At 63.0% G+C, this 13,565-nt stretch carries 3 protein-coding genes; all 3 read right to left on the reverse strand.

All coding sequences use genetic code 11. The features are described from left to right. Positions 1 to 45: 45 nt before the first annotated feature. The 3 genes from GGQ90_RS19210 to GGQ90_RS19220 are packed head-to-tail and all read right to left on the reverse strand — an operon-like array spanning position 46 to position 13,480. Positions 46 to 12,720: a filamentous haemagglutinin family protein gene (locus GGQ90_RS19210; protein ID WP_188083570.1), complete on the reverse strand. Its 12,675-nt coding sequence runs from the start codon at positions 12,718 to 12,720 to the stop codon at positions 46 to 48. Beyond that, the gene (locus tag GGQ90_RS19215; RefSeq protein ID WP_070933758.1) at positions 12,717 to 12,896 is read right to left on the reverse strand and encodes a hypothetical protein; all 180 of its coding nucleotides are present in this window, start codon (positions 12,894 to 12,896) and stop codon (positions 12,717 to 12,719) included. Before GGQ90_RS19215 ends, GGQ90_RS19210 begins: the two co-directional genes overlap by 4 nt. After that, entirely contained in the window at positions 12,896 to 13,480 is a 585-nt protein-coding gene (locus GGQ90_RS19220) for a hypothetical protein (RefSeq protein WP_144062083.1), read from the reverse strand. The genes GGQ90_RS19215 and GGQ90_RS19220 overlap by 1 nt, the downstream gene beginning before the upstream one ends. Positions 13,481 to 13,565 lie beyond the last annotated feature (85 nt).

The raw sequence follows: 13,565 nt of genomic DNA on the forward strand, positions 1-13,565 counted from the left end.
CGTCCCGGTGGGAGCGGGCCGACCATTCGGCCCAAACTGTTCGGCTTACTCGCCGAAGCCGAGGAAGCGGACGTTCAGGATCGTCGGGATCTCGGTCCGAACCTGCGGCCGCGCCCGCTCGGCCAGCTCCGCCGCCTGATTGGCGACGGCGCTGGAGGCCGAGGAGGCCGAGGTGAGCGCGCCGGTATTGACCGCCGCGACCACCGGGATGCCGGCGGCTTCGCCCTGCACCTTGATGTTGGCGGCGTTGAGCACCTGGAGCGCGGCGAGGTTGATGTTCCCCGACACGCGGATGCCCGCTTCGCCCGCATCGATCGTGCCCAAAGGCGCGATCAGGTCGATGTCACCGGCCGGCACCTCGGGAATCGGGTTCAGCGTGGCGATGCCCGCGCCGGACGAGGGCACCTGCGGGGCGAGGCGAACATTGCCATAGGCGTCATATGTGCGAAGTGGCGGGGTATACAGCACCGTGGTGTTCGCCCCGCGTCCGGCGTTGATGTCGCCCTCCTCGGACCAGCCGAGGATGCTGCCGCCATAGGTGGTCATGATGCGTGAGAGACCGAGCAGGAGCGATTGTTCGCTGAAGATGCGGATATCGCCACTGCCCTGCGTCATGACGCCGGCGGTCTTCTGGTCCTCGTCGGTCATCACATTCTGAACGCCGACGACGATCTGGCCGCCGGGCGCCATCATTTCGATGTCGCCGCCGAAGTTGGTGCGAACGCCCGAGCCGCGATACATGATGATATCGCCGCTGCGGTCGATGACATTGCCGTCTGCATCCTTGTCCGGGAACAAGGTAGCGACCGCGAGACGCCCGCGAAGATAGGAACCGAGGCGCGGGCCATCGGCGTCGTTATATTCGCGTCCGCCTTCACGCAGTTCCGAGAAATAGACCTGCCGCAGGAAGATGCGCTGTTGCTCCGGTGAGAGACCGTCGAACCGCTCCTGCACCTGTGTCAGTAAGCCGGACTGCGCTTCATTCAGCGACGCTGCGCCATCGGCATAGCCATAGTCGAACATATCGGTCGAGCGCAGCAGGGCCGAGAGATTGCCCTGGTTGGTCGCCGCATCCTTGAAGCCCAGGGCCGAAAGGCGCTCCCCGAGCTGTGCGGCGGGAAGCTTCACGCCATTCGCGTCGACCAGCCCATTAGCGGAGACGAATTCGGCAAATGAACCCTCAGCGACGTAGCCGTAACGGTCGAACAGCCAGGCGGCGAGTTCGGCGTCATAGACCTTCACCAACTTGCCGACGCTCTCGACAATGCCCTCGTCGGTCACGCCATTCTGTTCGCCCAGAGGACGCGCCGGATCGGCCAGCCGAGACGGATCGAGATAGAAGTCCCGCACCGCATCCCAGTTCACGCCGGTCATGCCCGCTATCAACGCGATCGAGGCGCCATCGGACGTATCATCGGCCCGGATCGGCCCGATCGAGGTGAAGGAACCCCGATCCTCCTGGAGGATGTTGCGCCCCGCTGTGACCTCAAGCGTCCCCGGACCGGCAATGTCGAAGTTGCTGTAGATGATGTCCCGACCGGCCGAAATCACCGAAACATCAGTATCGTTGCTGTGGACGATGAGATTGGATGCGCCCACGGTGCCGCTTGCAACGATGTCACGCCCAGCAGTCATGCGCAGCGGGCCTCCGCCGACATACCAGTCCAACAAGGTGCGCCCACTTCCCGAATTAAAGCTGAGCATTTCACCACTGCCCAGGCCGACGATATCGCCCCCGACAGCATAGATTCGCACAGGAAGTCGATCAGCCCAGTTCGACGACGAGACGGCAGCTGAGTTGGGTCCGAAGGCGAAGAGCGAATATGTATCGTTCCACGTCTTGAGTTCGCCATTGTTGGTTGCGTCGATTGCCGAACCATCGAGCGAGAGGTTCATGGCGCGTTCGCTGTACCGGCCATCTTCGCGTCCGACAAATGCCGGGTTAAATGGTGTCGGCAGGAGCGTGTCGGTGAAAGACACGCTGATTACATGGCGCGACGCGAGGTTTGAGGAACGTGTCAGATCGCCACCATAAATGGACCCTGCTGCCAACAATGAGAGTTCGCCGGAAGGCGAGGGCGAGAGGCGGTCGCGGGTCACGAGATCATTCGTCATGCCTGCCGATGCGCCGAAATAGAGATCTCCGCCCATCGCCGTGACCCGCAGAATCGCCGGCCAGGTGTCGGCAATGTCGGCCGCGGCGATCAGTGTCTGGCTCGTTTCGATCCCATGCTTGCCCGGCGCGATGTCTCCGCCTGCCGACTGTAGATTGATGGCAGTGTGATCGGTCCAGAGGCTGAACCAGCTGTTGCCGCCGCCCCCATAGTTGACCCCATTCACCGTGAAGGGCTGCGTATTGAGACCGATGCTGCGTGTGGCGTCGCCTGCGCCGGCAATCACCTGGTCGCCAAGGGTCCGCACCGTAAAGACTGAATCGCCCGGCACCAGTGTGACACCCGATAGCGCCTCCGCCTTCGTGGTCTCGAACGGATCGGTGCCGCGCGGATCGAGCGGATTAGGAAGAGACATTGAGCGATAGCCGGCCTGTACGGCGCCGATCGAATCGGCATCAACACTGGTCGATCCCCGCAGGTTGACAATGCTGCCACCGAGGCTGGCTTTGGCATTGGCGGCATCACCTTCGACATAAGGATTGAGCGCCCCGCCGATCCTTATGACCATGTCACCGCCCCCGGTGAGCCTCAGCGTGCCGTCCGCTGCCACACGACCGGTCGAACCAACAGCCAGAACAAGGCCTTCGCTACGACTATCACCATAGTTAAATGAAGTGTTTTCACCGCCACGCTTGGCCGTGCGGCCCGCATCTCCGCCAATACGAACTGTCAGATTGCCTCCGCCAAGCGTGCCGAAGCCGGTAAAGCCGGTTATTGCCGGGTTCGCAATGCTGCTGCCATTTGCCGAGGAAACATAGGTGCCGAAGTTGATCCACCATGCCGTCGGGATCTTTTCATCCGTGACGGCGCCACCCGAACCCTGCCGCCACAACCAGTTGCCGGCGACCGCACTCGATTGATAGCTCTGCCCGTTCTCCAGCATGCGGAAACCCAGGATATCACCGACTAGATCGCCGCCGGCCGTGATCGCCAGATTGCCCCCACCGTCAGGATACCAGGCATGATAACTGGCAAGGGTGGCCGAATAATCTGTATCGCCGCCAAGCACCACGCCAGTTGGCAAGGTTCCACGCCGAAGGTCGTAGCCATCGCCCGGATCGGTCGCCGTGCCGGCAGTATAGATTCCATAGAGCGAGGACATGCGGATGTCCCCCGCCGCCGTCAGCGACAGATCGCCCGTACCCGTTCGGATCACGCTGATACCCGGCGCGACATAATCATATCCCGTCCAAACCTTCGGCCCACCGCCTTCCTGAACGAGGCACAAATCAGGGAAGGGAGCGCACCAGGCTGCTTGTTCATCTTCTGACACGGGCTCGCCCGCAGGCATTCCCAGCCAGTTGTCAGGCGCCCAGACAATCTGGTCGCCGCCTGTCTGTTTCACGGCGCACAATGTCGAATCATATTCGCACCATGACGCTTCCTCTTCCGAAACCGGCGTGCCGGGCTCATAGCCTAGCCAGTTGCCGTCCGCCCAGACGAGTATCTCGCCACCGACTTCCTGCATGGCGCACAATGTCGAGTCATACTCGCACCATGATGCCTCCTCTTCCGAAACCGGCGTGCCCGGTTCGTAGCCCAGCCAGTTACCTTCTGCCCATACGAGTATCTCGCTGCCCGTGCTACTGAACGTCGGCGTACCACTATAGTGGGTGTCTGCCAGCCGAATCGTCCCGACCGAGGCCGGATCGAGCGCCTTGCGATCAGCCGAGGCGACATCTGCCCCAGCAACGAGTTGGAAGCTCCAGCTGCTGGTGCCCGAAGCCAGCATCGGGGCCACGGCCCAATTGCGATTGATGAATCCCTGATCGGATGGACGGAGGTTGATACCAAGATCATCGACAAGTTGAACGTCCGTCATTGACGGGATGAGGGCCCCACGTGGCAAAGTGATCCGTTCGTTCGTCACCATTTCGACCGGCAAGGGCGCGCCCTTGGGCCAGATCAAGGCATCCACCGCTGCGCTGCTGGAGAGCGCAGTGCCCGCGCCCAGCTTCATCCCCGGCGTCAACGTCACCATATTGTCGAGCACCATCCCCGCAGAATAAGCCACCGATCCATCGGCATTATAGATGTTGGCGGATAGGGCAGATCCGGCCCCGAGCGTGAGCTGTCCAGTCAGCGCCACGTCGACCGGCAGCACCGTGCCGGCGGGAAGAGTGAGAGCGCCAACGGGCACGTCATAATTCAGCGTCGCTTCCCGCGGGAAAGTCGTTCCCGTATCCAGCACGACACCGTCGATCGGAATGATGATATCCCCACCAAAGGGAGTGAGGCCGCCGACGAGTCCGTTAGGACCTTTGGTTTCCGTGAGCACCCATCCATCGTCATCAGCCGTGGCGGCGGGTGGCGCGAAACCGTCAGTGATGCTGCCTAGGATGTTGAGGTCGCCGGCGGCCCGCAGCACCAGTACGCCCGGCTCGCCGAAACCGCGCAGCGCCGGATCGATCCGGTTGGCTTCCGGTCCGTAACGATAGCCCGACATATCGAGGTCGCCGAGCACCGTCAGCGTTCCTGAAGGATTGACCGCTGCATTGCTCACGATCTCAACACCAGGGCGCAGATGATATTGTCCCAGCCCCGCCAGGCGAGCGGAAAGCGCTGCATTGCCCAACGCCAAATTGATGAAGGTGGTGCTGTCGAGGTCAATCCGGTCGAGATAAGCCTGGGTGACAAGCTGGGGCCGTTCGCCGGAAACGTCCGGCAGATCGGCCAGCGGCGCATCGTCATAAGTGCGGAAGGCATTGACGGCGATCGACTTGGCGCCTTGGATGTCTACCATGCCGCCCACGTCTATTGCGACGTCGTCCGTTGCCGTGCGCTGCGCGTTCAAGTCGAGCGAGCCCCGTGCTGCGCCATCGTTCTGGCCAGGCACATCGGTACCGGCACGCAGGTCAATCCGCGCGCTGTCGCCGAGGACCAGCGTACCCGCCGTGCTGGAGAGATCGACAACCGCGCGGTTGGGGCTATCGATAATCTGACCATAGCTATCTACGCGAAGACCCGTGCCATGGGCATCGAGCGCGCCGTTGACGACGAGATCGCCAATGGCCGCAAGACGGATTGCGCCGACCCCCTGACCGCTGGCATCAATCGTCCCCTCGATGGTAAGGCTGCCACCATCGAGCACAATCTGAACATCTTGCGCCTTCACGCCGTCACCCACGGTGAGGTCACCTTGTCGGATGCGAAAGCGCCTTGCTCCGAAAACCTCGCCTGCGTTAAGCTGGGTGTTTAGCTCTCCGAAATCCGCAAGGGACTGCGCCTGGACCGCCAACTCCGCTCCGTTGTAGGCGATTTCGGAGCCTCCGGCATCGGCCCTGCCCGTAGCGGAACCGAGAATCGTACTCGCCAGATCGACATGTCCGGCACCTGTGCCAAGTGCGGTGACACTTATCGTGCCCGCGCGATTGTTGACGGCGGACAGGTCAATGATCGAACCGGCGCTGGCAGAGATATTGCCGCCCGTGCTTTCCATCAGAAGATCGCCGCCCCAACTATACTGCGTGACGTCAACCATCTCGACCGCTCGACCCGAAAGATCGATGCGAGCCAGGTCGCCGAGCACGAGGTCGCCGCTTGCCGACAGCGTGAGCTTTCCCGATGGCAGGATCACCGCGCTGTCAATCGAAAGGTTGCGACCGTAAATCGCCAGCTGCGCCCCCAGCGCATCGCTGGCGACCTCACCCGCCACGCCCTCCGGCGCCATCACGCTCACGTCGCCGCCTGCCCTCACGGTGAGCATCGATCCGGCTTCCCCGGTCAGCACAGGAGCAGTGACGACAAGGTTGCCGCCCTGATAATCCCAGCCCTTACCGGTCACATAGTCGCCGCGTGTTTCATAGACCGAAAGCATGCTTTTGCCGCTGCTGACAATACGCTCGGCTGCTGTGAGGTTGACTTGCCCGAAGCCGAGCACAAGCCGCTCATCGATACCCGTGGAAGATTGGGTGTTCGCCCCATGACCGAAGAGGATCGAGTTCGCCCGGATATCAAGCATGCCCTTACCCAGCAGACCGGCGACCGGAGCGCCTGCCTCACCGTCCGTGCCGGTCCAGATGAATTCGCCCGCGTGGATCGTCGCGACATCGCTATCGGCGCCATAACCAAAGATAGCAGGCGTGCCGAACACGAGTTGATCGAGCGACGAGGCATCAAGGTCAACCGCGCCATAGACATTGACCGCTCTTGTTGCATTGAGCTCCAGCATCTCGACCGCCGGCGCGTGCGTCGCGTTATTCCCCGCCAGGATCTCGGCAAGGCGGGTCTGGTTGAGTTCCAGCCCATCCGGCAACTGTCCGCTTGCCTCGGCTGCCGCCAGCGCCGCACTCTCTCCCAGATTTACCGAGGATACGCCCAGTACCAGCCTGCGCGTACCATATGCCACCTTCTTCTCGATGGTGAGCACGCGATTGGTCGCAAGAGCGATGGTCCCTTCGGACAGGAGTTGCGTCGTCCGGTCGCAAGCATCGGTCACGCATGCTCCAACATTAACGTAGAGGCCATCGGGAGAATTGGGATTTTCTTCCTGAAGGAACAGATTGAACCACCCGTTGGAGAGGGCCAGCACGCCGAGGCCGCCGAAAATATAGCCGTCGTCGGAATCATAGCTGGATTCACCCATGCCAATGGTGCTGAGAGTGGCCCCTTCCTCGATCGTCAACGTGCCCCCGTCATTACCCATGGACTTTGAACCGGCCATAATAATGTCGGCGGCGGAGATCGCCGCGCCGCTGCGGATGGTTAGCGAACCCTCGCCATTCACAGTGACGTAGCGGCCGCTCTTGCCATACAGGCTGGACAGCGTGGCATTGAGGATGAGGCGCGGCGCTTCGAGCGCACTTAGCGCGCCCGCATCAACCGACGCGGAATCCAGCCCCGCCGATGCTTGCGCGCCGGTCGCCACGACCTCGCCGATGCCACGCACCTGCACCGCGCCAGCGTAGCCTTCGCTATCCTTCGCAGCCGCAAGATTCACGTCGCCCAGCACTCGCAGCGCCAAGCCGTCCGCGCTGTCGGTGCCGCGGGTGAACGCAAGATCCAATGTCCCGCCATCGGAAGTCATCATCGCGCGCGGCATGCCCAGTCGGGCGGCATCGGCCGCGACGAAGGCGTTGTAGCCCATCTCGTTGTAGCCGGAATGCGCGCGTACAGCGTCCGCGGAAGTCAATGTCACCCGTCTAGGCAGGGTATCCCGTATCGCGGTATTGGCGATGCCGAGTGTACCCTGCGTCAGATAAGAGCCGTTGCCGATCGCATTGACACCCGAATAGCCGCTGGTCATTCCCGCACCGATCTCAACACGGAAGGCGCCTGGCAGCAGCGCGTAACTGGATGGCATCAGCGTGTATGTGCCGGCAGCGAGACCGGGTACGCTCTCAAGGATTGTGATCTGTTGCCCAACCACCGGATTCCCATACCCAGCATCGGGCGCGACGGGAGCGTAGGAAGACCTGCTTGAAGGAACTATCGCGTAAACGGCATTGCCACTCGCGCTCGCGCCATAGCCTGGGTTGGCATTGATCAGCGCGGTCTTGAGGATATCCACCGATCCGCCCCGTCCGCTCATGAAGCCGGCGCCGGCAAGATCCCCACCGCCCGAAAGATCGAGCAGCGCTCCGCTTTGCACATCGAGACGAGCGGACTTCACTTCGAGGCCATGACCCCAGTCCGTACCGCTGATGGCGGTGAGTGCAACGGGCGAACCATTGTAGTCATATTCGATGCCGTCGACAGTTCCGCCATAAGGCATCGTCAGTCCGGCGGCACTGATCGAGGTCTCACTGCCTGGAAGCAGGTTGACCAAGGACGTGACTTGTCTGTTGAAGGTCGAACCGATCGTAATCAATCCGAAGGGCGCGCGCACCACGCCGCCCTGATTGATGGTTTCGGCACCCAAGGCTAGCATGCCAAAAGCGGAATAGGGCATTTCGGCAATACTGTCGTCGTAGCGGAGGATCGTTAAACTGCTACCTGCCCGAAAAGCCTCACCCTCTCCCTGATAGCCACTCATGATTCTGCCGCCGACACCCGTTGCCGGATATATTTGCGCTGCTGTGAGGGTAATGTCGCCCGAGGAAGACAGTTCCGTAGTGGCATTGGTCGGCAATCCGCGCCCCGGCGTGCCTGCAAGCATCCGCAGGTCGCCGCGGCTGGTGAGATCGATCTGCGCGAAGCCGCGCCGATCCAATATCTCACCGGTCGATTGATCGGCAGTGCGGGCGCCGAAGCCTACCCGATCGCGCACATCGATCAAATCGGCTACGACCGAGAACAGCGCGTTCGTTGGCGCCTGCGATATGCCGTCGCCCCAGTGAAGCGAAGGCATCTCATAATGCTCAGGACCTATGCGCGTCGTGCCGGCCAGGCGCAGGTAAGGAGTCGCAATGGATACCCGGCTATCCTCTGCGGCGGCGACCGTCAGCGCATATGTGCCCGCATAAAAACGAGCGCTCTGGCCCAACGAGAGTGTGACGCTACCGTCAAACGACAGCGCGCCGTTCACCAACAGCGAGACGTTGTCGAAACCGCCAGCCTCGATCCTGTCGGCTCCGAAATATCCGGTCCCCGCGACAAGGTCACCATGAACTCCATTGACGCCGAAACCTTCAGGAAGCAGGCTTTCGCCCTGCTCCTGCGACAGTATGAATTCACGCGGTCGGAGCAGGTCCGCATACGCTTCCCCCACACGATAGGCCGCCGATTCCAGCGCAAGGCCAAGCGTTCCGCCCGCAGCGCCTTTACCGCCGGCCTCGGCCTTCACAGTGCCGTCCAGATAGAGCCCGACATTGGATTTGGCGACAATCGTACCGCCGTCACTGACAACCTGCGTCGTAATAGAGGGCATACCCATCGTAGAAGGAAGGTCGAGTGTCGCCTGCGTACCGGAGGCATCGAGTAGCGCACCAGTTTCGATGACGATGAACGCATCCGCAGCCTTGGCCGAGCCGGTGTCCTCCCAATCAAGGCCGCCACCGAGGGCGATCGTTCCCCCATCCGCAACAATGCCGTAACGGCGCCCCAGCCTGTCCACGGCGGTAGCAGAGCGGGCGGCGACATCGATCACAGCTTCGCTGCCGATACGAATCAGGCCCGGTTCGGGAGAACCGTAGCCATCAGAAACGGCTGTCGCCAGGCGAGGAACATCCAGCGTAACATTGCCTCCCCAAGCGTAAAGGCCGCCATCGACCGCAATATTTTTGCCTAGCAACGTGATGGATTGGCCAGGATCGACATTTATCGCAGCTTGGCGTCCAATGAGAATTCCGCCAATAGCCTCATCGCTTCCAGCCGGCGCTCCCAGCGTGGCGGAGATAGTCAGGCTTGCTCCCCCCCGCCGGGTCAAAACGCCATCTACCGGATTTTCCAAATAGGTGGGTGGCGTCCAAAGGTCGAGCGCTTCGGACAGCGGCGCGCCGGTAGCCGCATCCGGCGCGAATTCGCCAAAAAGCAACACCGGCATGACTACGGACAGATCCGTGCCATCGGCCACTGTCACGCTCTTGCGTCCGACTAACTCGTAACTAGCGAAACCGGTCTGAAAGATCGCAGTATCGACTTGTGTGCCGCCCTGTTCATCGGCCGCGCCAACAGTGAACGTCTTGCCGGTTTCGAGATGTAGCGTGCCGCCGCCCAGCACGCCGACGCCACGTATTTCCCCGTCGAGCAGGAGCGTGCCATCCGGCGCAACAATAGCATTATAGCCATCCGCAACGAGCGAAACGTCACCGCCGGCTCCGCCCCTTGTATCATTCTGGGCGAGGATCGCTCCACCAGATGAAACATCTATCAGGCTGCCTTCCGCCAGAGCCAGATCATGGGTAGAGGCCAGGGTGACTTTGCCGCCATCGAGATAACCCAGCTTTCCAGTGTCGGAAGCATTGAGGGCGGTATTGACCCACAGGCCGGTGAGATCGAGCGTTACGCCTTCACCGACCGCGATAAGCGAGCCCCCATTCCCATCCAGGAGAACCTGTGCGCTGCTTCCATAGTGATTGCTTGCCCGGTTGGTCGCATTGATCGAGCCACTATGGGCGGTGACGTCCGCATTGAAGTCAATCGTTGGCGCAACCAGCTTTAGCGCCCCGCCATCGGCCAGTGTCAGGGGATTGTCGATGGCGATCACGCCGGTTGTTTCGATGTTGAGACCGCCGAGACCAGCCTGATTGAGCAGGCCTGCGTCGAGCCAGGCGGTGCCGTTCCGCTCTTCAGGCAGTGCGTCCCCCGTCGCGAGATGCTTAGCGATGCTCGCAACATCCGCGATCTTCACCTCCACTGAATAGGGGTTGGTGTTACTCACCAACAGGTCATAGCGCCCTAAAGCCAGCGACCCCGGCTGCGCGCGGGTATGCTGCGCCACATCATAGCCATCGGTGATGCCATCGGCGCGCGCATTGACCTGCCGCTCGCCCTCGATCACCTCGGCGATGATATCGCCTTCCATGATGGCGGTCGGCGTCGAGAGAATGAGCTGGCCCGCGTCGCGCCCGACCGTATAGCCATCACTCCAGCGCCGCACGCTGCGCGCGCCCGATATCGGGTGGGACCAGACCTGGGTGTATTGTTCGCCCCAGCGCGAATGCTCGCGCACGAAGGCATCGCCCCAGGCGACCATCTTCATGCCGGCCGGCGCATTGGCGAGATCATAGAGCTTGCCGTCTGCGCCCAGCACACGGGTCGAAAGCACCCAACCGGCCTGGTAGTCGAGGCTGCCGCCGGATATGTCGAAGGTCGCGCCGCGCTGCGCCACCACCTCATTGGCAGCGAGCGTGATCGTGCCGCCGATCGCCGCCCATTCACCGATGCCATGGGCCATATTGTTCAGATGACCACCCACCTCGAGCAGGCCGCCCTTAGTGTACCAGCGATCGCCTTCATAGCCGCCGGTGCCGTCCGGAAGCAGAACCAGGTCGCGCACATCGATCCAGACGTCGGTGCTACGCAGATTGGCGTTCTCGCGGTTCTCCGGCGAATCCCGCAGCTCATTACCCTGAATGTTCACAAGGATGGAGTTGGACTCCATGTCGAGGGCGATGCCCTGAACGCCCGAGACGTCGATCAGCGCCCCGTCCTCGGCGGTGATGCGTCCAGCCGCCTGCACCGCGACCTGACCACCCTGGGCGCTGGTCTGCGATCGGCCTTCGAACACGACGTCACCGCCGGTGACAATTTCGATGCGCGACTGGTCCAGGCGATCGGCGAGCAGCGAGCGATCGTCAAACCCGCCATTGGTGGTTGTATAGCGATTGGTATTGGCGGTCTCGCTCTGTTCGATCAGCGAGTCCCGCTGGCCGTTGAGCGCGGTATCCTCACTATCCAGCTCCGGCAGGATGATCGTGAGACCTTCGCCGGACCCCACCACCTTGCCGTCGACATCGCTCAGTTCCCAGCCGCTGGCGAGCGTCACCGAGCCCTCGGCGTCGCTCACGCTGTTCAGCAGATGGATCGTGCCGCGCTGGTTGACGCCGGTGGTCGCAACGAGAACGCCTTCCTGCCGGATCGTGCGGCCAGCCAGCGTGATGTCGCCCTGGGCAGCTTCGATCAGGCCGCGGTTGATGACTGTCCCGCTGGTGGACTCGGCATCGATCAGCCCGCGCACCTCATTGCCGCGTGTCGTCGAATATTGGTTCTCCTCGGTGCCGTAGCCCCGACGGATGATGAAATCATCGCCGGCCGACAGCAGGGTCTGGCCCTTTGCCGTGACGATGCTGCCTTCGTTGGTGACCTCGGTTCCCATGAGCATGACATAGCCGCCGCCCTGGGTGGCGCTGGCAGGCGCATGGGTGGTGATCTGCGCTCCGGCCTCGATCGTGATCGCGCCGCCCGCATCGCGGAAGGAGGGCAGATAGTTGGCGCCGGAGAGCTGCGAATAGATGCCGCGATTGGTGTCGAGGAAATCGCTGTCGAGAATATTGGCCGATGAGGCGATCAGATTGCGAACATTGACCACGGACGTGCCGCCGAACAGCACGCCGTTCTGGTTGAGGATCAGCACCGTGCCGGGCGCGGTGAGCGTGCCGTGGATCTGCGAGGGGCTGGCGTCGCGCACGCGGTTGAGCACGACGGCGTCGGCGCCATAGGCCTGGTTGAACACCAGATCGGTTTCACGGCCGATATTGAAGCTGTCCCAGGTGAGGATGGCGCGCTGCTGGTCCTGATCGACCGTGACCGTGGTGCGCCCGTCCTGGCCAGCGCTCTCAACCGGATCATTGGCGCCTTGCCACAGATTGGGATCGATCTCGATGCCGGGCGCCTGCCGAAGCCCGCCCTGGCCGATGCCGTTGGGGATAGTGTTGATGGCGTTCTGCGCGGCGATACGTGCCTGCACCTGCGCGTCGTTCATCTGGGCGCGGGTCTGCGCCGCGCGGCGCATCGCCTCGACTGCCCGCTGGGTGGCGCTGTTGCGCTCGGTCACGCGCTGCGCTTCGGCCTGCGCGACGCGGGCGGCCGCTGCCGCCGGATTGCCGCCGCCACGGCCCTGGCCGATGCGGTTCGATTGCGCCTCGGCGGCGCCGGCGAGCAGAAGGGAGCCGATCGAAGCGCCGATGAGCAGACGCGTGCGAAGCGAGTGGTTGGTGTTCGTCATTGTTTTGGCTCCAGCATCGTTGCGGCAGGCGTGGCGGCCGCATGTTCTTGAATGTCGCGAGAGGTCGGGATGGCCGCGCCGGGCGGGCCGTCACCGAGCAGGAAGGCGGCGAGAAAGAAGGCCAGCACCCATGGGACGGTGCGGCCAAGCTCCTCAGCAAGAATTGCGCGGGTCATCAGCGCGGTCCCCGTGTCGTGGGCGGACGGCTGTTCGGCCGCTCCGGATGGACCGACCGGCCCAGCGCATCACCCATGCGCAGCCGGGTTGCGGCCTGATGGGCGACGCCGACCTGAACATCGGGCGAGCCGGCGCCCGGCGTCGGCGCTTCAAGCCCGGCGCGGCTTTCAGCCTGGGCGGCGCGCGCCGCCTCCTGAAGACGGCCCGTCGCGCAATCGAGATGCCCGGCGCGTGTGCCGGCGATATCGACGATCACACAGGGCTGCGGGCCGGAGCCGCTGATACGCTGCGGCGCGGGCGCGCGCACTTCGGCCGGATCGAGTTCGATCGCCAGCGGGGGCGCCTCGGCGCTCGTCTCGGCCGTCTGGGCAAGCGCGCTGCCGGCGAGAAACAGGGTGGCGAAAGACGCCAGCGCAAGCGAGGCTCGCCCGATGAAGAGCGTGTCGGGCGAGCCCGCCGTCACTGCGCGGCGCAGGAACTGGCGTGAACCAGTGCGCGGGTTCGGGAAAAGGGTGAGCGGGCGCTGACCGATGGCCAGCGCCGCTCCCGCCGCACGGGCCGGCCGTTGGCATAGCCGGTCCATGACGGCCTCCTGCACCGCAACCTGGTCCTGTCCGTCTTTGGGGGAACCGGACCGGATCAGGCGAGTAGCGGCGCCGGAGATCTGG

It is taken from the genome of Sphingobium scionense, assembly GCF_014197035.1.
Classification (GTDB): Bacteria; Pseudomonadota; Alphaproteobacteria; order Sphingomonadales; family Sphingomonadaceae; genus Sphingobium; species Sphingobium scionense.